18 protein-coding genes are annotated in these 21,998 nt (G+C 41.3%); 15 read left to right on the top strand and 3 right to left on the bottom strand.

What is annotated here, in order from left to right:
• Positions 1-14: 14 nt before the first annotated feature.
• The 4 genes from WJR50_RS22135 (at position 15) to WJR50_RS22120 (ending at position 7,120) form a co-directional block, all read left to right on the top strand.
• A complete protein-coding gene (locus WJR50_RS22135) occupies positions 15-3,707 on the top strand; it encodes a SusC/RagA family TonB-linked outer membrane protein (protein WP_341295510.1) in 3,693 nt (1,230 codons plus the stop codon).
• Between the two features lie 23 nt (positions 3,708-3,730).
• On the top strand, positions 3,731-5,314 hold the full coding sequence (locus WJR50_RS22130) for a RagB/SusD family nutrient uptake outer membrane protein (protein ID WP_341295509.1): 1,584 nt from the start codon (positions 3,731-3,733) through the stop codon (positions 5,312-5,314).
• A gap of 162 nt (positions 5,315-5,476) precedes the next feature.
• Complete coding sequence (locus WJR50_RS22125) at positions 5,477-5,764, top strand: GNAT family N-acetyltransferase (RefSeq protein ID WP_341295508.1); 288 nt, start codon at positions 5,477-5,479, stop codon at positions 5,762-5,764.
• Positions 5,765-5,809: 45 nt separating this feature from the next.
• A complete protein-coding gene (locus tag WJR50_RS22120; protein ID WP_341295507.1) occupies positions 5,810-7,120 on the top strand; it encodes a DoxX family protein in 1,311 nt (436 codons plus the stop codon).
• Here WJR50_RS22120 and WJR50_RS22115 read toward each other — a convergent pair.
• The gene (locus tag WJR50_RS22115) at positions 7,117-8,364 is read right to left on the bottom strand and encodes an MFS transporter (protein ID WP_341295506.1); all 1,248 of its coding nucleotides are present in this window, start codon (positions 8,362-8,364) and stop codon (positions 7,117-7,119) included. The genes WJR50_RS22120 and WJR50_RS22115 overlap by 4 nt on opposite strands.
• 91 nt (positions 8,365-8,455) lie before the next feature.
• The gene (locus WJR50_RS22110; protein WP_341295505.1) at positions 8,456-8,923 is read right to left on the bottom strand and encodes a 3-oxoacyl-ACP synthase; all 468 of its coding nucleotides are present in this window, start codon (positions 8,921-8,923) and stop codon (positions 8,456-8,458) included.
• Positions 8,924-9,126: 203 nt separating this feature from the next.
• Between WJR50_RS22110 and WJR50_RS22105 the strand changes: the two genes are divergently transcribed.
• From WJR50_RS22105 to WJR50_RS22075, 7 genes are all read left to right on the top strand, one after another.
• On the top strand, positions 9,127-9,744 hold the full coding sequence (locus tag WJR50_RS22105; protein ID WP_341295504.1) for a DUF1801 domain-containing protein: 618 nt from the start codon (positions 9,127-9,129) through the stop codon (positions 9,742-9,744).
• A gap of 160 nt (positions 9,745-9,904) precedes the next feature.
• The gene (locus tag WJR50_RS22100; RefSeq protein WP_341295503.1) at positions 9,905-10,333 is read left to right on the top strand and encodes a hypothetical protein; all 429 of its coding nucleotides are present in this window, start codon (positions 9,905-9,907) and stop codon (positions 10,331-10,333) included.
• Positions 10,334-11,211: 878 nt separating this feature from the next.
• Positions 11,212-12,006, top strand: coding sequence for a hypothetical protein (locus WJR50_RS22095; RefSeq protein WP_341295502.1), 795 nt, complete (start codon positions 11,212-11,214; stop codon positions 12,004-12,006).
• Between the two features lie 81 nt (positions 12,007-12,087).
• Positions 12,088-12,633 carry a hypothetical protein gene (locus WJR50_RS22090; RefSeq protein WP_341295501.1) on the top strand — a complete coding sequence of 182 codons (546 nt, stop codon included), beginning with the start codon at positions 12,088-12,090 and terminating at the stop codon, positions 12,631-12,633.
• 114 nt (positions 12,634-12,747) lie between these two features.
• Positions 12,748-13,305, top strand: coding sequence for an REP-associated tyrosine transposase (locus WJR50_RS22085; RefSeq protein ID WP_341295500.1), 558 nt, complete (start codon positions 12,748-12,750; stop codon positions 13,303-13,305).
• 502 nt (positions 13,306-13,807) lie between these two features.
• The gene (locus tag WJR50_RS22080) at positions 13,808-14,497 is read left to right on the top strand and encodes a PQLLE family protein (protein WP_341295499.1); all 690 of its coding nucleotides are present in this window, start codon (positions 13,808-13,810) and stop codon (positions 14,495-14,497) included.
• Between the two features lie 247 nt (positions 14,498-14,744).
• Entirely contained in the window at positions 14,745-15,005 is a 261-nt protein-coding gene (locus WJR50_RS22075; RefSeq protein ID WP_341295498.1) for a hypothetical protein, read from the top strand.
• A 126-nt stretch (positions 15,006-15,131) separates the two neighbouring features.
• Here WJR50_RS22075 and WJR50_RS22070 read toward each other — a convergent pair whose 3' ends face one another.
• The gene (locus tag WJR50_RS22070; protein ID WP_341295497.1) at positions 15,132-16,103 is read right to left on the bottom strand and encodes a nucleoside hydrolase; all 972 of its coding nucleotides are present in this window, start codon (positions 16,101-16,103) and stop codon (positions 15,132-15,134) included.
• Positions 16,104-16,245: 142 nt separating this feature from the next.
• On the opposite strand from WJR50_RS22070, the gene WJR50_RS22065 reads away from it, so the two are divergent.
• From WJR50_RS22065 to WJR50_RS22050, 4 genes are all read left to right on the top strand, one after another.
• Positions 16,246-16,851: a trimeric intracellular cation channel family protein gene (locus WJR50_RS22065; protein ID WP_341295496.1), complete on the top strand. Its 606-nt coding sequence runs from the start codon at positions 16,246-16,248 to the stop codon at positions 16,849-16,851.
• Between the two features lie 61 nt (positions 16,852-16,912).
• A complete protein-coding gene (locus WJR50_RS22060) occupies positions 16,913-18,298 on the top strand; it encodes an ATP-binding cassette domain-containing protein (protein ID WP_341295495.1) in 1,386 nt (461 codons plus the stop codon).
• A gap of 308 nt (positions 18,299-18,606) precedes the next feature.
• Positions 18,607-19,458: a DUF1206 domain-containing protein gene (locus WJR50_RS22055; RefSeq protein WP_341295494.1), complete on the top strand. Its 852-nt coding sequence runs from the start codon at positions 18,607-18,609 to the stop codon at positions 19,456-19,458.
• Between the two features lie 370 nt (positions 19,459-19,828).
• Positions 19,829-21,928 carry an IPT/TIG domain-containing protein gene (locus WJR50_RS22050; protein ID WP_341295493.1) on the top strand — a complete coding sequence of 700 codons (2,100 nt, stop codon included), beginning with the start codon at positions 19,829-19,831 and terminating at the stop codon, positions 21,926-21,928.
• The last annotated feature ends 70 nt before the right edge of the window (positions 21,929-21,998 follow it).

Raw genomic sequence — 21,998 nt, 5'->3', positions numbered from 1 at the left:
TAAACTACTCAAATATGCTTAAAAATGTACCTATTACACAATTTTGGATCTCATTTGTAATGGCTTTATGGCTAATTTCATCTGTTGTCCATGCACAGGACGTGGCGATTAACCGCTTGTCGGGCGATTTGCCGCCTGCTTATCGCTCACAGGATGTAAAGAAACAATCCCTTAAGTTAGTACTACAACAATTAGAAGTAACGTATGGCGTAAGGTTCAATTACGCAGCAAAGCTGATAAACGACAAATATGTAAGGGAAGATGCTGGGAGTGAAGAAAATCTTGATAAGTCACTCAAAAATCTGCTCCAACCTCTTGGGCTTAAGTACGAAAAGCTAAGTGAAGAATTGATTTTCATAACTCAGGATGAAAAAAATTCATTTAGAAAAATTGATCGGCAGAAGATTAAGGAAAATGAAGATAAGGGTAATGGTACACGCTTTCAACCTATCTCAAAGGTAGGTGCCAGCTATGCAAACCGCATTCAACCGGTTTTTCTGGAAATGACCATCACCGGAAAAGTCACAGACCTCTCAGATAATTCCGGGCTTCCCGGAGTAAATGTTTTAGTAAAAGGCACCACAATAGGAACAGTAACCGATATTGATGGAAACTACCGTCTTGTTGCACCTGATGATGCGGAAACGCTGGTATTTTCATCCATTGGTTACCAAAGTCAAGAGGTAAACATAGGTAACCAAACTACTATTAATGTTTCAATGACACAGGCAGTTACCCAACTGGGAGAATTTGTAAAAATAGGCTTTGGGGAAAGACAGCAAAAGGATCTTACAGGTTCTATCTCAACGGTGGGATCGCAGGAAATAGAAAAAGTACAGACAGCCTCACCCCAATTCGCACTTCAGGGAAATGCTGCCGGCGTGAGGGTAGTCAATGCCAGTGGTGATCCCAATGAAGCTCCTCAGATTTTTGTAAGAGGTATTGGTACCTGGAACGGAGATGCCCAGCCACTCTACGTCATTGACGGACAAATCATTGAACCTCCCAGGGCAGGCAATGAAGATGTGATAAGTGGCTTGGGAAGAGATACACCTCCTAATCTTTTTAACCTGATCAACCCTAATGATATTGAGTCCATTACTGTATTAAAAGATGCCTCGGCTGCAGCAATTTATGGTAGTCGTGGCGCAAATGGAGTAGTGCTGATTACTACGAAGAAAGGTAAAATGGGCGCACCAACTATAGAATTCAACGCCCGTTCGGGTATTCAGAATATTCCTACTTATGATATGCTGAACACCCAGCAGTTTGTAGATCTAGCCCAGGAAATGTATGAGAATAATCTCAATCCGGATATTACCATTGAAAACCAGCTTTATGGTAGAGATGAGCCGTCTGATGCTACCCGACTGATCGCTTTTAACCCTCAGTTTGATCCGGAAAGTCCTTATTACATCAGTGACCGTACTACTTACGACTGGCAGGATGAACTGGTCAAAAAAAATGCAATCAACCAGTCCTATGATATGAAAGTGAGTGGCGCTACTGAAAATGTTGATTATTATATATCCGGTGGCTTTTTCAATCAGGAAGGAATGCTGTTGGGAAACGAATTAACCAGATATACCGGTGCAATTAATGTGAATACCAACATCACCAATTGGTTGAAGGTGGGGGTAAATTATAAGTATACTCACCAGGAGTCGGAGCTAAATGACAGGGGGGAGTTACAGGATTATGCGGACGTTTCACCCTGGCAGCCTCTGCGCGATCCCAGTAATAGATATGGTTATGCCGAAGTGATCACACCTTATGCTTTTGGAGATACCTGGACAGCTGCTAAAATCTACGGACAGGGCTCAAACGAAAATTACCTGGCACTGGCAGATCTGGATTACCGCAGTTTTACAATTGACCGGCAGTTGGGCCAGTTTTATGCTGAACTTTCCCCCTTTGAAGGATTTCGCTTAAGAGGTAGTCTCAATCTGGATTACACCAAGCAGGACAGATATACGCTTGATACCTGGTCCAGAACAAACATCTTTAAACCTACCGGCCTGGATCCAGCCACTGAAGCTCCTGCCGCACCTAATAGTTTGGGTGGACTGGGACATAGAATCAACAACATATTCAATTATCAGGTTGACTTAACTGCCACTTATACCAGAACCTTTGCCAATAAGCACAACACGACCATCACTGCAGCAGTGCAGGATCAAAGACATAAGCGGGAGTTGGTGAATCTTAGCGGTGATAACCTGCAAAACATTAATGATGAGGATCCCTTGATGAATGGTTACAGCGGTGATTTAGCAAATAACAATAGTATTTATGGCTGGGACCGTCGTTTCTGGTTCGGATTAGTCGGTAGAATTAATTACGATTATGACAGTAAATATTATCTGGATGTATCTTACCGTAGAGATGCCAGCAATGGCTTTGACGATGAATATCGCTGGGGTAACTTTTATTCTGTATCGGGAGCATGGAGGATTTCTTCAGAAAATTTCTTTCAAATACCTTTCATCAATGACCTGAAATTCAGAGGAGGTTGGGGTGAAGCAGGTAATGATCAGGCTGCCGTCGGTCAGTATGCATTTCTTTCCGGCACATCAGGCGTATCTTCTTACCGCTGGGGATCTGGTAATGGTGATCCTATAGGTAACTATGTGCCCGGTACATTGGTAGCTGACTTTCCTAATCCTGGGCTTACCTGGGAAGTGGTAACCACTACTTATGCTGGCTTTGATGCTTTGATGTTTGATAATAAAATCAATTTAACAGTTGAAGTTTATAACAGGGCTACGGATGGTATTTTACAAAGGGTGAATCTGCCGTACTCTGTCGGGACACTGGATCCGCTTTTTAATATAGGACAGTTAGAAAACAGAGGGGTAGATTTACAACTGGGATATAACGATAGAGTCGGAGATTTTACTTACGGTATCTCAGGAAATATCAGCTTCCTTGAAAACGAAGTCACCAACCTGTATCAGGACCAGCCTCTTTCTACAGATTTTGGTAGGGTAGAAGTGGGAAGGTCAGTCGGGCACATCTGGGGATATAAAGTAGGCGGAATTTTTCAGAGCCAGGATGAAATTGATGCTTATTTTGACGGTCTGGAAGACCAGACTATCGCCAACGAGGATTATCTCGCTCCTGGTGATTTATATTTTCAAAATGTAGGAGGGAATCCAACCGAAGATGAGCCCTTTTATAGCACTACGCCTGATGCCCTGATCAACAGTTTTGACCAGACTGAGATCGGTAATACTATACCAGGATATACTTATGGTATCAACCTGAATTTTGGTTGGAAAGGACTAGATCTCTCTATGAATTTTTATGGTGAAGGAGATGTAGACCGGGTCAATGAAGTAAGGAGAAGATTTGAAGCTTTGACTGGTGCCGGCAATAATTCCTTTACCAGCGTCTTGAACCGTTGGACACCACAAAATACTTCTACCAGTATGCCCCGGGCAGTACAGGGAGATCCAGCAGGCAACAACCGATTTTCAGATCGCTGGGTAGAAAGTTCCGCCTTCTTTAGGTTGAACAACTGGCAGATAGGCTATTCCATTCCTAGTACAGTACTGGAAAATATGGGTGGATTCATTAGGTCATTGAGAGTGTATGTCGGTGGACAGAATAATATTTATGCGTTCAGATGGTCAGGTATTGATCCGGTGAATGATTCTTTTCCGTTGCCCAGATCGTACAATGCAGGTCTCAATGTCAGGTTTTAATGATGAATTTAAATTCTAAAAAAATGAAAATATTGATTAAAATATACTTGGTCGCTTTTGCTTTCATTTTTATCAGCTGTGATCCTGATTTAGTGGATGAACCTCCTTTGGGGCCTACAGAACAAACCTTTTTCAACAATGATGTTGAATTTAGGCAGAACTTAGCCAGTGCATACGGAGCTTTGTATGATTACTACCATTTTGCCGCTCCTTCATTTAATTTTAACGGATGGGTGACAGCTACCTGGTTGTTGCCGGGAGACGACCTTACTGCAAACAATGGTGCACGATCTGGTGTGGAATTATTTGATGGTAGTCTCAACCCGAATAATACCCAAATTCAGTTTACCTTTCAAGCTTCATATAAAATTGTGGGTAGAGCCAATGTGGTGATTGATAAGGTAAGAACAGTAGATTATTCAACTTTTGAAGGAGCTGAAGAAATTACCTATATGGAAGGTGAGGCCCTTTTCCTGAGGGCTTATGCTTACTATAAGTTATTTAATATTTATGGAAGCGTGCCGATAGTTACCGAAAGAATTCAGGATGAAGCGGAGACTAACGTTCCCAAAAGTCCTCCTCTGGATGTGTTAAGTCAGGTGATTGAAGATCTTCGTATGGCGATTGATATTCTGCCTGAAAGCTGGGAAGATATTTATGCCGGTAGAGCTACCAAAAACTCAGCGCGAGGCCTACTGACCAAAGCATTGGTATTTAGGGGAAACTACACCGGAAACAATGCCGATTATACTGAAGCGCTCAGTGTTTTTAATGCGATGACTGCCGAACTGGTACCTGACTATATTGACAATTTTAGCTCATATACTGAAAATAATGAAGAGTCTTTGTTTGAAATACAAGCTACCGTATCCAATAGTGGCAACAGTAATCTGATTTTGCATAATGATGGCGCCTGGAGAGGAGTAGAAAATATGACAGTGTACCGTGGATACATGATGGAGCCCGGAGATCCCGGTGCTTTTAACCCTTCTGCTGCCAGCCGTTTTCTGGTTACCGATAAGCTGCTACAGGACTTTGGTGACGATCCCAGAATTAGTGTTTTTCTAAATCCTGAGGATGGCTTTGATGGTAAAATATTCCAGAAGTATAATCTGCCTGCCGGTGTTAATGAGATAACTGGTTTTCATGGAGGGTCAGCCAACAACGAAAGAGTACTGCGCTATGCAGATGTAAAGCTTGCTGCTGCTGAAGCTTTTCTGAAAACAGGTAACGCCAGCGCAGCGATTGAACAGGTCAACGACATAAGAACAAGGGCCAGAGTATGGGGAGCAAATTCCGACTATGGAGATGGAGTGATACCTGCAGATCATTCTTCAGCCGAGTCTGATCCTGCAACCATTATGCAGTGGATCATGGATGAACGATTTGTTGAATTAGCGGGTGAAGGACAACGCTTTTGGGATCTGAAAAGGTGGCATATCGCAGGAGATATGGATCTGACAGGCTGGGATGGAAGCGATGATGAGTTTAGTACCGAATTGGCATCACCGGTACAGTTTGATGTGAACAAACATCTTTACTTTCCTTTACCTCAGGAGGAAGTAGAGCGTAACAGTGCGATTACTGAAAATAATCCTGGATATTGAGTTTCATACAATGAGTGTTTAATAGTTGCTGAAAATTTGCAGCTTTAACAAAGGCCCTGAAGATTTTCATCAGGGCTTTTGTGTTTTTGCTTTAATGCTTAGCAAAATCCCTAAAACCTTTTAGTTAAATCAGGAGTATGTAATTGTGTAATCCCAATTCCTATGCAGCATAATATTCAGCAGGAAGAAAAAGAAAGCAAAGGAAGCTTTTTCATTGAAAATAATGGCAGCAGACTGGCAGAAATGACCTACAGCAAAGCAGGGGATACCATGATCATTATTGACCATACCGAAGTAGACGATGCCTTAAGAGGAACAGGAGCAGGACAGGCCCTGGTAGAGGCAGCGGTACTGTGGGCAAGAGAAAATAAGAAGAAAATCATGCCATTATGCCCTTTTGCCAGCTCAGTCTTTAGGAAAAATCCCTCATATCAGGACGTGATAAAATAAGATATATTATTATTTTAGCTGAGTACTACCTAAACTACTCAGTATATGACTTCTTCTCCTTCCACCAGCAAGTCCTTACCGCAGGATACTATCTGGACGAAAGAAAACTGGAGCAATGGGCAAAAACTACTTTTCCGCTTCGGTTTTACTTATTTAGCCCTCTACATACTTCCTAATTTAGTCTACTTATTTATCAGTATCGTAATCTCCGATCCTGGAAACCTGATGGAACCTTTGGTATTATGGGTTGGCGAGACGATTCTGGATACCGGTAAGATCAATATCATGTCCAATGGCAGTGGTGATACTACTTATAATTATGTGGAAGTCTTCACCATGCTTTGCATTGCAATTCTCTCTACTCTTATCTGGACTTTACTGGATCATAAGCGAAAGCAGTACCGTACATTGTTGTATTACCTAACAGTAGGGATACGCTATATGCTGGGCGTTATGATGTTTGCGTATGGGTTAGCCAAAGTTTTCAAAATCCAGTTTGCAGATCCGTCTTTATTACAAATGCTGCAGACTTTTGGTGAGATGTCGCCCATGGGATTGCTGTGGAAGTTTATGGGCTACTCTCTGGCCTATAATATTTTCACCGGCATGGGAGAAGTGATTGGCGGAGTGCTGTTATTCTTTCGCAGAACAACCACACTGGGAGCAATGATACTGATTGCCGTACTCAGTAATGTAGTGATTCTTAATTTTACCTTTGATGTACCGGTTAAGCTTTTTTCTTCTCACTTGCTTCTGATGTGCATCATTCTTTTTCTGCTGGACAGCCGGAGAGTGATGAATCTGCTACTCTTTAACCGTACGGTACAGCCAATGCAGATTTATGTGCCTTTCCAGCGCAAGCGAATGATTCAACTGGCCAGTTATGCCAAAGTTATTGTACTGCTTGTCTTTCTGGGAAGCATTAGCTTTCAGTATTACACTAGCCTTTCTATGCAAAATCAAAGTGAACCGCCTCTTTTTGGCATTTATGAGGTACAGGAATATATCCGCAATCAGGATACCATTCCCGCGGATGGGAGTTATGAGACCCGATGGAAGAATATGATTGTGGATACGCAGAATAGATTTCATATCCAGGATATAAGAGGGAATTTCAACTATTATAAGATCAAAGCGGATACGAGCAAATATAGCTTCGCCATCATGAATCAGAATGAAGACAATCAGCCCCTTTATGACTTTACCTATAGGCTAGATTCTACCGATCTTTTAACCCTCAGAGGCGTTAACCTCTCGGACTCGGTCTTTGTAAAGCTTAAGCGTAAGGATTATGATGACTTTCTGCTGACCAACCGAGGCTTCCATTGGGTAAACGAGTACCCTTTTAACCGTTAGACTTTTGCTACCTGCTTTTTACTGCTTTCGGTAGCACGAATGGCTACCCAACTCATTATGGTAATCAAGCCTATGCTTGCAATTGAGGCTATGAGTGTAGCATTGGGATTTCTTTCCATCCCAAAACCTACGATGATCGGCCCGATTGCCGAGGCCAGCACCATCAGCGTAGTCGTCATGCTTTTGATGGCACCCAGATGACGCACGCCGTAGATTTCTGCCCACAAAGATGCGCTGGTAAGTCCGCTTAAGCTGGCTGTAATACCCGCCAGTACCATATAAATCATCGCCAGCCAGGGATGGTTGCCCAGCAGCAGGGTGCCGAGCCCCAAAGCAATGGGTAACAGGTAAAAGATAAAGACATTGCGGGAGGAAAAACTGTCAATCAGGCTGCCGGCAATGAAATTGGTGCTGATACGGGCGATGCCAAAGCCCACAAAGCAACTGGCCATCCACTGCATCGTCCAGCCTTTGGCTTCGGCAAGTAAATTCTGGTGAATGAAGATGCCGGTAATGAATAAAGGGAGAAAAATGAGGCCGGGCACCAGCAAATAAAATCTCCAGTCACGCAATACCTCCTTGCGGGTAGCATTTTGTACCGGACTTCCTTCTATATTTCCTTTTTGTTGGGCGGGATCTTTTTCCTGAGGCACAAATTGGAAAGGATTGTTACTCTTCACCAGCATAATAGCCGTAGGCACAAACACAATCAGCGTAGCTGCGGCGAGTATCTGCCAGGTAGCAGGCCATCCAAAGCTCTGTATCAGGGAAATGATCACGACCGGCATGAAAGATTCGGCGATAGGCAGGCCCATACTGGAAAGTGATAATGCTTTGCCCCGGGTGAGGTCAAAATAACGTGCGATAGAAGTAGAACCAATCAATACCATCATACCCTGACCAAAAAAGCGCAGGATGAGCAGCCCAAAAAAGAGAATAAAGATGTTGGCAGAAAAAGAAGTGAGGAGACAGGCAAGGGATAATCCTATTCCGGCGATCACACTGAGATTACGCAGGCGAAACTGGTCAATCAGCTTACCGGCAAAAGGCAAAATCATCGCGCTGCTTACCGTAGCCAGTCCGTAGATGAGACTGAAAGAACTATTGGTTACTGAAAGACTATCTACAAAGTAAGGTACAAAGGTACTGATCAGGAAAGTCTGCCCCATGCAGGAAAAAAAATAGTGCAGCATGCCGTAGCCCAGGTAATTAGGATAGCTACGTGCCAGGCGGATGTAATTCATAAGCTCTTTTAGTAGTTTGGCCTTTGGTAAAACAGTAAAAAAAATAAATAAGCAGTCAGGCTAGCTTAAAGTTCCTAAAAATGCTCTTTTATTAAAATATTTGCAATATTTCATGGGTTTTGTTTTGAAAAACTACTGTATCTCCAGCTTTTTTTCCTTTTAGTGCTAATCCCAGTGGAGTATTGAGAGAGATGGCAAAGTATTCCTCTCCCTGCAGTAGCAGACGCCCTGCACTGATGGCCATGTACAGTTTCAGGTGATTGGTAATGACCAATGCGCCTCTGTCTACCGACTGTTTGGGTTGATCTGCGCGGATCATCTGGAGTGCTTGCTGTTCATTCAACACTTCCTGTAGTTGTCGGCTGAGCTTTTCAGTTTCAAGTTGCATCATTGCCCTGCCGGTTTCGTGTTTATCACCCGCGCTGCTCTTGGTTTCCTGATTAGCCGCCTCCTGCGCTTCTTCCAAAGCAGTTTTGATGTCTTTTAATCGTTTTTCCAGACTGTCTACACAAGCCTGACGGAGCTTTTGCTTCAGTACCAGTGCTTCTTCCTTTGTCATGGGTGAATGTTTATGTTTTTGATATTATTTCAGACTGATAAAATACAAATATAGTTTTTGTTTTCCTGTATCAGGTCATGTACATGTAGTCAGGCATCTTATCCCTTATCTAAGTTGAGCATAGTAGTAGCGGTGTGGGAATAGGCATAAGCGAGAATTGGAAAGGGTGCAAATAATGCACAAGCGAGACGCTTGCACAGATTATGAGGAAACTTAGGATGAGCTTTCTGGTCTATGATGAGGTAGAGCCGCCAAAAATATTTATTTTGAAAAGTGATTCTGTAAAGGAAAGCTTAAAGAAGCCTTTGTTTGATGACAATGCTTCAAAACATAAGTTAATCTTCAAATACCATTATCCTATGCCCTCGCAAAGTCTTAATAATCCTCCGGTGAAAAATATACAACTCAAAAGCAGTCCTGAAGTAGAAGCGGTATTCAACAACTATCCTGATGTGGTGCGAGAGAAAATGCTTAAGCTTCGTAAGCTTGTACTATCAACTGCAGAAGAGACAGAAGGGATCACCCAGGTAGAAGAATGTCTGAAATGGGGAGAACCCAGCTATGTAGTCAAGAAAGGAAGTACGCTACGCATGGACTGGAAGCCGAAAACACCTGAGCAATATGCCCTCTACTTCAAGTGCACCAGCAAACTGGTCTCCACTTTCAAAAAAGTGTATCAGGACTTGTTCCGCTATGAAGGGAATCGTGCTATTGTTTTTCAGCAGAACGACACACTACCGGAAGAAGCATTAAAAAAATGCATCCGTGCGGCGCTAACATATCACCGGGTAAAACAGTTACCTAACTTAGGATTAGCATAGATCAAACCTCCATTATTCTCCCATCAGCCACATGCTGTTGGTAAATTTACCATATAGAGTACTTAAGGAAGCACGATAAACCTGAATTACAGTATACTTGCATCAGGCAAGCAAAGAAATAATATTTCCAAACAAGTATTGATCATAAAACTAAGTTGCTATGAAACTAAGGGTAATGAAAACAGCCGTACTGACTTCCATAATGATAGTATTATTTGCCGCTTGTAATGAATGTGATGATTGTCTTGATGCCAGTAGTAAGCGCATACTGTTGCAGGATGAATCGGGAAACAATCTTTGGTTTGGCGAGGAGGCTATCTATAATCCTGAAAGTGCGCAATTGCTCGTTTCTGATCAGCAGTACCTCCCGCTGGAAAGTGATGAGACTTCAGGCACGGTACAATTTATTTTAGAAAGGGAGTATTCGGAGTATTATCTTCAATTAGAAGATGGCAGTGTAGACACACTACGCTTTGCGTTGGCACAACAAAAAAGCGAAAGATGTTGTGGGATGAGAACTTACTCTACCCAAACCTTTCTCAATGGAGAAGAGCTGGATAATGCTGATTTGATCACCATTACACAGTAGAAAAGTCCTCAAAATCTGGCACAAGTATTTCGTTTGCGCAGCATAGAACGTCTCATTTTTGTTTTTTGCTTGATAAAAGTCTTGATGTAAGGACGAATCTTCATTTTTGCCCTGGCAAAAGTGAGAATGTCACGTTACATCTTCATTTTTAAGTACTGAAAAGTCAGGAAATGCCCTCACATGCTCATTTTGTTTAACTAAAAAATCAGAAAATCACGTCACTTTCTCATTTTTTCATTGGCAAAAGCAAGGATGTTACATCACATCATCATTTTTTCTTTAATAAATGTTAGGATGCAGGCTTTCAAGTACGTTTCAATAAATACAATTACATAGAAATCCATAGCAAGCACTGAACCAGCGCAAGCGTCCCGCTTGTGCGGCTAAAGCGGCTAAATTGCACAAACTAACGTAAGCGTCTCGCTTATGTCAGCATTGTGTTGATAAATCAACACCTACCATTCGTTAATAATGATTAATCCGCTAGCATATAGGAAAAAATGTTATTTTGAGGAAAGATATTGTGAAATATGAAGCAGTAGATAGGTACAAATGCGGCACAAGCGAGACGCTTGCACTAGTTTATAAGATGATAATATGGTTTTAAGCAATACGGGATATTAGGTGCGAATGAGGGAAAAAGCCAAGTGATGAAGTGAGTAGATATAGTTAGTCTGAATATATTATTTTCCGGCAGAATAAGGGAACTGTTGTCAGTTAATGGCTGGCACAAGCGAGACGCTTGCGCGGGATTGCTGCTTTGGTTCTAGTAAACCTAATACAAACACTTGGCGCAAGCGTCTCGCTTGTGCGTGGCTAATTGCATAAACTAATCTATTGTAGTGTATTTCAGTCAAATTTACTTTATTTTTCATTCTATGAAGCATTCTATTATAAGCCTATTATTAGTCCTTACAGTTTTTGAGAGCATAGCATGTGAATGTAGCATTGAATATGAACTTAATGACTATATGCATAGTGATTTTGTTGCTACCGCTATAGTTGTTGAAGGCTTTAAGGATACACTGGGCATTACTGATTTCAATATGCCTGAATATTGGATAAAAATCAGTCCCACAGAAGTATTTAAAGGGAAAACACCTGATTCTTTGAAAGTTACCGGAGGTGGCATGTGCGTCAAAACCATAAAAAAGGATACGCACTGGCTTATTTATGCTAAGCAAACAGAAGAGGGCGTTTTTCAGATCAATTATTGTTCAGACTCAGAGCAGATAGATAAATATCAACATTCCACCTTCCCTTCTTCTAAAGTAACTTTGGAAAACCATAAGGCTTATATGGATAGGAAGATTCGGCAGTTAAAAATACTAAAAAGATACAAGCTTGATTATACTTATCCTTATGAGCAACTTCATCTATCCAATGCTGATCTATCTGAACAACTTGAAGCCTATCATGGAATTACACTGAGTAATGACATCGCAATTTTTGAATTAGTATTAGACAAAAAACTAAATGTTCAATCAGTGAATTTGATAAATGGCTTTGAAGCAAATATTGATGAAAAACTGATCAAGCTTTTAGAAAGCTCTGCATATAAATTTACAAGTCAGAAGACAAGTGAAGAAGTCGGTAGAAAGTGGCTGATTGGAATTTATTATTATCCGGCTGAAGATGGTAACCCGAGTGTGTTGTCACCGTGGATATTGTAATGCTAATGCCGTTAATGGCACAAACGTTTGTTTTCAAGCTAGCTTTTGATGTAAATACACGGCCACATGATATTTTAATGCATGAGAATAACAATATTTATCTGCGGTATGGCTTTCCTGGAAGGATTACTATGCTGTACACCGGTAGAAAAGGAATTAACAAGAAAGCATTTAGAGGGCCGCTGGGAATTTTTGGGATACTGGAAAGATACTAAGCTGCAACAGGATACGCTTAAAGTATATTTCTTTGAAAGTGATAGCATCATATCAATGGATACCCATGCTTATGATGTAGTGACCGATAGTGGTATATGGAAATTTACTGTCGTAAAAGAAAATAGCATAATCGCCGCAGAACCTCACCCTTTTTATACTACTCTCCGCTTTGAAAATGACTCTACTGCTTATATTCGCAATGCGGACAGCACAGATTTTCTTATTGGGCAGGCGCTTCAGGTGAAATTAAAAGGTGGGGAGGCTATAGTCTACGCAGACGCACTTATAGATGAAACATTGATGGATACTCTGGTCCAAGCGTACGAAGGAAATCTGGAAATTGGTCCGGCAGACACATTACAAATTCACTGGGGTCATGGAATCACTGCTAAGTGGAAACGCAAAGATTAATATTCCTCTCAATTCCTATAATACACACAAACCCAGCGCAAGCGTCTCGCTTGTGCGCTTAAATGTCTGCATGTTCCGTACTTCTTTTTCCTTTCCATTCACTAATTTGAATCCATGAGCCGAAAATATAAAATACGCGATCAGACAAAATTATATTTCGTAACGCTTACTGTTGTCAACTGGATAGATGTATTTACTCGTCAGTCTTACAGAGATGTCTGTATCAAAAGTGTAAAATATTGTCAGGAAAACAAGGGATTAGAGGTGTATGCCTACTGCATGATGACTAATCATATCCATCTCATTATTGGCAGCAATGGAACGATGAATATTGAAGATATTCTTAGAGATCTGAAAAGCTTTACTTCCCGAAGTATTCGTAAATTACTGGAAGACAGGAATAATATTGAGAGTAGAAGGGACTGGATGCTTGTGATGATGAAACAGGCGGGACAGAAGAATAGTAATAACAAGGATTTCCAGTTTTGGCGGCAACACAACCACCCCATAGAGCTGAGTTCCAATCAATTGATGGATCAAAAGCTAAATTATATTCACATGAATCCTGTGAAAGCTGGTTTTGTGGAAAGTCCGGAAATGTGGACTTATAGTAGTGCTAAGGATTATTGGGGAACAGGAAAGAGTGAGATAGCTATTGTTATTATTGAATAGAAAATATACAGTGCAAGTGGGTATAATGCACAAGCAGGACGCTTGCGCAAGTGTGTGCAGAACATTTGCGCCTATTTGCAACAACCCAGCGCAAGCGTCTCGCTTGTGCGGGTAAATTGTACCACCTAAACTAATGCAGTGTATTTCAGTCAAGCCTATTTGCAATTAAGTGTTATAAAGAACTTCAAAAAACAAAACCCAGCGCAAGCGTTTCTCTTGCGTGCTGAAATGTACATGATCGTAATACTCAATAGCCTTCAGGAAAATAATATGAGATGATCCTGCATCTTAGCAAATAATCAGACATCCCTGAACTGCTCTTTTGTTGTCATTTTGCCATGATGATGTATGGCATTTTCTTTAATGAATTGATTCCCTACAGGAAATGTATGTTTAAGTGCTTCACAAATTACACGTGTAATGCGAATTTTATTTCCTGTAGCCAACACTCAACAATAACAACTTATTTTTGATGTACACAAAGTAAAACACTCAAGATTGTATGAAAACTACGTCAATTCACGGGCTTTTTGAAGCGGTACACCTGGCAATATACAATACGCAGGCGTACGAAGACATGCAAAAGCGTCTGGTAATATTTGGATACACCCCAAAGCGCATGCAGGAAGGCAATGCCTTATTAGAATATGCCCGTATGCATTATAGCACACAGGAGTCACACTACAATACGGCACGTTATCTTACTTTACAGATCAGTAAGGATTGTGCGGCTGCGCTGGAAGCCTTCAGAGAGCATGTGGCCATTGCCAAAACCGCATTTCGCAAAGCACCTTACATCATTCAGGAGCTTAAAGTGACTAAAGTGGCCACCAGCAAATGGAAATGGGTACTGCAGGCGAAAGATTTTTACGCTAAGGCTGAGCTACATATGGAGAAACTGGAGCAATTTGGTGTCAGCGCAGCCTTGTTTCAGCAGAACAAGGAAGCAATAGGGGCATTGTTGGCGCTGAAGGCTGAACGCCTGAAGAAAAAGGGGGATGCGGAGAATAGCACTGAAGAACGTGATAGAGCGATCAAAGCATTAAGAGCATGGTATGGGGATTTTCGTAAGATCGCCCGTATTGCATTCAAAGATACTCCACAGGCGCTGGAAACTTACGGCATCAAAGTCTCCTCAGTAAAGAAAAAGCCTGGAAAACCAGTAACAAGTAACGACGTAAGTGCGGGATAAACTACTGTAAAAGCTTTATAGCTGAAAATTACCCGGCAAAGAAGCTAAGTTTCTGAAAGACTCTAAGCAAAATGTACAAATCAATAACAGAAGAACGGATAATGGTTACATTTTTGCATAAACTCATACTAAGCTTTAAACAATACGACTTACAAATGATTATGCAGGAAGTATTGATAGGCTTTTCACCAATAAAGCTGGCAAATGTAGCCAGCTAATGTATTGAAACTCCTAATTTGACAGCGATATGGAAGAGATAAAATTAAAATTAAGCAGGTTCTGCCATCAGTCGGAAAGCTACCGGACCCAATATACCTGGCTGCACGGAAAATTACTGATAAGCTGCATTGAGGAAGATTACAGTTATCACTTATATGCCGTTGATGGTTTTTTTGTAGAGCTGATTTACAATAAAAAGACTCAAAAAATAGCAAGCATCAATCCCACAATGAAGCATGCCAACCTCACGAGGTATCTGGATCAAATTCAGCTGGATCAATTATTCTGAAGCGTTGATCAACTACATTTTACCTATAAGTATTAACACAAAACAAATTACGGTTTCTAAAGTACCTGTAAAGCCTTGCAAACGCAAACTAAAGATAGTGGGGTGAGCACGCCCGCTAGCAAATAATTATTTGCCCAGCTTATTTTCTAATAAATCCCAAAAATGTGTTTCCATTACTTTAGGTTTGATGGAAACATAAGTCTGTATCGGACGTCCGCCATTTTCGGTAGGAGCCAGCCGCTCTTCCAGTTCGGCAGCATCAGGATAAATCATCGCTTCCACCAGTGCAAGGTCCCACATCGTCCATTGTGGACCGGCACTCACTTCTGCCCAGCGCCGGGAGAGGATCTCACTAAGCGGATGATAAATATTTGCCAGTTTTTCCAAAGTCTTTTCATGTCTGAACTTCAAAGTACTACTGATGCTAGCAGGCATCACATGGAGTTCAAGCGCTTCATTGGCAAGTAGGCGGTCCAAACCATTAAGGTCATTGCGCACATTGAATTCATTCTTGTTCCATATGCCTTCCTCAGCATTGTATTGCATACCCAGCAGGTGAACAGTGATTTTATCAGTGATTTCAGGAGCCAATTCCAGCGCAGTAGCCACATTGGTAACTGCACCCAGACAAAGCACCGCTAATTTTTCTCCTTCAGCTACTTTAGTAGCCTGTTCAATGATAAAGTCAGAGGCAGGAGAAGAAGGAATGGGAGCACCTTCATAATATCCCCAGGCATAGCCCAGCATACGATTGGCTCCGCGGGGATGAGGTATGTCTTCCCTCCCTAAGGCCCGCAATAACTCTTCATTCAGCTGCTGACTGATCTCCAGTGTGTTAATATTTTTAGTTGGGTAGATATGCCACAGACTATCGGTGAGCAATTGGGCATTATTAAAATGCGCCGAGCTAAGTCCTATCACTTCCATTTCATCCGATAAGATCGCCATCACAATAGCGTAGAGATCATCCATCTCATTACCGGTATCCGCGTCAATGATTACTTTTCTGGCAGCTTGTTGTGCTTGTACAGTGGAAGCATAAGCAAAGAAGAGAAAGCAGAAAGATATGGCAATAATTTTATAGCAGTACTTATTCATAACCTGGATAGCTTAAATAAAGATTAGGCAAATTTAATTGGCATAAAGATGAAAGAAAAAAGATAGAATTAAGACCGCTGCTGATAATTTTTTATTGTTCTGCTCGTCAAAAATGCACTTGAATGCTTAAACTTGCGCCCCTATGACTAACCTTCTGTATATACTGGATATTGTAGGTACTTTAGTATTTGCAGTAAGTGGCACCATCGCTGCCAGTGAAAGAAAGATGGACCCCTTTGGTGCGGCGGTAATCGCATTTGTTACCGCAGTAGGAGGTGGCACTATCCGTGACGTACTGATTGGAAGCATACCCGTAGGCTGGATGTTGAATCTCCATTATCTCTACGCCATCTTCGCAGGAATACTGCTTACTTTTTTTCTGAAGAAGCAGATTATGAAGTTACACAAGACCATGTTTTTGTTTGATGCCATTGGCATAGGACTATTTACCTTATTGGGCCTGCAAAAAACGCTGGCGGCAGGACTTTCTCCTCTTGTGGCAGTGATGATGGGTACTGTCTCAGCCGTATTCGGGGGCGTTTTCAGAGATATCTTTTCTAATCGTATTCCATTAATTTTTAGAAATGAAATTTATGCCACCGCTTGTATCTCAGGAGGCTTATTATTTCTATTACTACAGTACCTGGGTATTGACGAGCTGATCTGTACACTGGGATCTATGGTATTTGTGATTCTTTTACGCGTACTCGCCGTAAGGTATAAATGGTATTTGCCCACGCTTTCATAATTGATAGATCAGTAAGTTGTCTGCTTACTATGGTTTTACTACGAAGGTTTATCTTTGCACAATGGTAGAAGTACAAAACGTAAGCGTAGTTAAACAAGGAAAGAAAACATTTGATCGTCTTAACTGGAAGATTGAAGAGGGGGAGCACTGGGTTATCAGCGGAAACAACGGGAGTGGCAAAACTTTGCTGCTGGAACTTTTGGCAGGCAAAGCACAAGTTTCTGAAGGAAAAGTAATCTATGATTTTATACAGGAAAAAGACTGGAATGCATATTTTGACGCACTTCGCAGCAGGATAAGATATATTCCTGCTCATGCAGCTCATGCTCTCTTAAAAAAATATCAAGGGCTCTTTTATCAGCAGCGATACTACGGTTCTTTTAACGAAGGTATTCCTCTGGTGAAAGATGTTTTTGAAGATAAGCTGAAGCTTGTAGATGCCCTTGAGCTTCCGGGTAGCTTTAGCATCAAAAATCTGCTGGAATTACCTTTGACCCGCCTATCCAACGGCCAATTTAAAAAAGTGCTGATCATCCTCTATCTGTTGGAGGGAGATACGCGCCTTTTGCTACTGGATTATCCTTTTGAAGGTTTAGATCACGAGAGCAGAGAGCATCTCAGTACGTTTATTGACCATATAGCCCTTACCCAGCAACTGCAGGTCATTCTTAGCGATCATTATCATGAATTACCGGAAGTAATCAATCGCAGATTAGTAATCAATGATTATAAGATAGAGACTCAGGGATTTTATTCTGCTCCTGCTGAAAAAGTAAGCACGCAAAAGCGAGACAAACCTATCCACTCAAAAGCAGATAGCCCAGTGGTAGAAATGAAAGACTTGCGTATTCAGTATGGTGAGAAAGTTATCCTGAAAGACTTCAACTGGAGCGTTCATCAGGGAGAAAGGTGGGCACTGGTGGGCAAGAATGGCTCAGGCAAAACTACTCTTTTCAGTCTGATTTACGCTGATCATCCGCTGGCTTACAGTCAGCAGATTTACCTCTTCGGTAAACGAAGAGGAAGCGGAGAATCTATCTGGGATATCAAAAGAAGAATCAACTACCTGGGGCCGGAGCTGATCAGCTTTATGAATCCTCAAGGAATCAGAAGTAAAGCTTTAGACTATATTAAGCAGAACTATAAAACGTATAATGAAGAGAAATTAAAACATATCATTTCTTTCTTTCAGTCAGACTCCTTTGTCAATAAGCCAGTTCATCAATTGTCATCGGGGCAGTTGCAACTTATATTACTTATTCAATGCTTTCTGGACGAAAAAGAGCTTTTGCTGCTGGATGAACCGTTTCAGTTTCTGGACCCTAAACAAAAAGCGCTGGTAAGCAGGTATATGCAGCAATATCTGGATGAAGAAAAAACTTTGATACTGGTGACACATTATCAGAAAGATATTGATCAATGGGCGGAGCATATCATGAAGCTCTGATCAAAAATATTTGTAAAACCAGGTTAAAAAGAACTGGAAGGCTATCTATATATAGGGTTTCCGCACAAAAATATGGGATTGACCTTTTCTAGCGCAGAAACAAAGATTTTAATTTTTGTCTCTATTGAGAAGCAGATTCAAAAACTGCGTTTATTGCTTGTATAGCTAATCTGCGAAATTTGATGCGGAAGCCCTAATCCATAAAGAAAAGCAAAAAATTCTAAAACAATTTGTCTACTAAGCAAGTATTACTAGTTATCACAGTAATATTGACATTTTTTAATTTTTACTAACTAAACTTTTTAACCATGAATGATATTACCACAGCTGCCAAATCTGCTGGCAGGAAAGCTCAAGGTAATCTTCCGGAAACAGAAAAATGGGTTGAGAAACTTGCCCGTTTTGGCTATGCTTCCAAAGGTACAATTTACATACTTATAGGGGTTTTAGCTGCTATGGCAGCTTTTGGCGCTGGAGGGCAGACTTCAGGTACGACAGGAATTTTTCAGGAAATTCTTTCGCAACCCTTTGGAAAAATTCTTTTGGGAATTGTTGCTGTAGGCTTTGTAGGCTACGCTATCTGGCGATTTGTGGCAGCTGTCAAAGATGCTGAACATAAGGGAAATGATACTGAAGGTATTGTTAAAAGAGTAGGGTATGTATTAAGTGGAGTAATCCATGGTTTCCTTGCTTTTCAAGCTTTTAAAATGATCGCTGGATCCGGAGGAAGTAGTGGAGGCGGTGGAGAACAGACTCTCGCGGCTAAATTATTGGCACAGCCTGCCGGACAATGGCTGGTAGGTATATTGGCTTTATTAGCGTTTGCTTACGGAATATATCAAATTTACAAAGGTTGGGCAGATAAGTTTGGTGATGATGTGAGAGATGGAGGTGTAAATAGAGAGATCAAAAACTTATATATGAAACTAGGTAAGGCAGGATATATAGCTAGAGGTGTTGTATTTTCCATTATAGCATTTTTCTTTTTCAGGGCTGCCATCACTGCAAGTTCTTCTCAAGCAGGCGGTACAGACCAAGTCTTCAGCTTTTTAAGTTCCACGGGCGGGCCCTGGCTGATGGGAGTAGTAGCGATTGGTCTGGCCGGTTATGGCGTATTCCAGATTGTAAAAGCAAGATATAAGCCGTTTAATACGAATTAAGCAATAAAGTGAGTTCAGCTTATATGCCGGAAGATGGTGATTTCACTGTTTTCCGGTTTTTTTATGCAAAATGTATAGCTGAAATAATTAGCAATAGTCTACTTCCACCCATTTTTCCCTTTGCTAAAATTATTTCTCATCCTCAGGTTACAATTCTTACGCCAAAAAATACTAACTTATAAGTACACAAACTGGTCATTCGTCTAACCCAAAGAAGTATGCAGATAAGTTGTTAATCAATTCAGCGGGAAGATAGATGTGACTACATCATGGCTTTCGGGGTAAGCATGCACAATGCTCAGGTACAAAGGTAAGGTCTATAAGGCCTGATGTAACTTTAAGATGTACTCAACCAAACACATTATGTGCCATGATACTTCTGAACTCGCAACAGCCCCTAAGCAAGACATTATTTCTTTTGCTATTTTTCTTTCTCTTCATTCAATGCAATGATGATGGGAATGATGATCCTACACCAGATCCAGAACCTCCGGTAATTACAGCTATCAATCCTACTAGTGGTACGATTGGTACAGAAGTAAGTATAAGCGGTAGAAATTTTAGTGAGACCATTTCTGAAAATCAAATACAATTCAATAATTCAAGCGCTACTGCCAAATCAGCTACTTCTACTGAGTTAATTGTTGACGTGCCCAACGGTGCCACCACCGGAGTAGTTAGTGTGACAGTAAATAATATGACAGCCACCGGTCCTACGTTTACAGTAGAAGAGGAAGTACCGGATAATATTTATAACTGCGATGAAAACGAGATTACCGCTTCAATTACCTGGGAAGATGTGGCAGAGGGAGATGAAGTTGATTACGTGATACAGTGTGCCATTTCTATCACTAATGATGCGTTGCTAACCATTGAACCAGGCGTAATTATCGCTTTTGAAGGAGAAGAGAGCGGTTTATTTACCAGTGATGGAGGCGGTTTGAAAGCTGTGGGGAGTGAAGAAAATCCGATTAAATTTATTGGAACCACTGCGCAAAAAGGAGTCTGGAAAGGAGTCTATTTTGGGTCAACTCATCCTGAAAACCGGCTGGAATTTGTGGAAGTCATGCACGCGGGAAGAACTGCTTCTGCCCAATCTGATGAAAAAGCAGCAGTACAGCTTAGTCGCGAAGATGAATCACGTGCCAGTATCGTCAATTGCAGAATAGAAGATAATGATGGATATGGTGTTTTCATCACAGAAGATAGTGACCTGGAAGAGTTTAGTGAAAATATAATTACAGACAATGAGCTTTCCCCGGTTGGTATCTACTTTGGTCAGTTGAGCTTACTGGATGCTACTTCCACATATTCTCCTGATAATGGTCAGGAATATATAGAAGTAAGAAGAAATGTATTTGATACCGATGGTACAATATCTAGTTTGGAAGTACCCTATAGATTTGTAGAAAATAATGCTTATTACGTACAAAGTTCACTGACTATTGAGGAAGGGGCGATTCTGGAGTTTGCATCCGGCGCAGCTTTAAGATTAGGTGAACAAGGCGCTGATTGTAGCCTTACTACCGCATCTTTGAAGGCCGTAGGTACAGAAAATGCTCCCATTACTTTCCGGGGAGTTACTGAGGGCAGTGGAAGCTGGCTGGGCATTGGTTTTAACTCATCCAGTCCTAATAACCAATTGATTTATTGTAATATCAGTGGTGCGGGTGCTGCCAAAATATATAATGCCAGTCATGAGCCTGCCAACGTAGTTTTGCAGTGTGAAAGCAGGGTTAAAATTCAGAATACTACTATCTCTCAGAGTGGTAATCATGGCATTGTGATTCACGATGAAGACGCAGAGCTGGAAGAATTCACAAATAATATATTAACAGATAATAATGCTGCGCCTGTAGCATTGTACTTTCATCAGCTTGATCAACTGGATGCTACTACACTATTTGAAGAAGGAAATGCCAATCCTTACATAGATGTTACCGGAAGCGTACTGGCAGATAACGATATGACAGTTGCCGCTCTGGAGGTACCTTATCGCATCAGTGTAGCCAATAACGGACGTATTCCTTATGTAGAAAGAGCGCTTACTATTGAGCCGGGTGTAGTGATGGAGTTTGAAACTTCTTCGGGAATCAAACTTGGTAATCCGGGTGCTGATTGTGTTGATAATACAGGTTCGTTTAATGCAGTGGGAACAGCTGAAAACCCTATCATATTCAAAGGAGTGAGTGAAGGGCAGGGCACCTGGCAGGGTATAGGCATCAATTCCAGTACTTCGCTCAATCACCTGGAATTCTGTGAAATCTCTGGCGGAGGAGCGGGGCAGATGTACAATGCTGGTGGTCAGGGTAATATCGTGATGCAATGTGAGGCCACCCTTAAAGTTGAAAATTGTGTAATCATAGATAGTGGAGGCTGGGGTATAGATTTTGTTAATAATGGAAACGCATTGGATGCGACAGATAATACGTTTGACAATAATGCTTTAGGGAATATAGCCGGAGAGTGAAGGTGATGAAAAGTGTTATGGTTTGAAGTTTCAATATCATTTAGTAAACATATTTGATATCACTATTACC

The sequence above is a fragment of the Catalinimonas locisalis genome (assembly GCF_038039535.1).
GTDB lineage: Bacteria > Bacteroidota > Bacteroidia > Cytophagales > Cyclobacteriaceae > Catalinimonas.
This window is presented reverse-complemented; position numbering and strand designations above follow the sequence as displayed.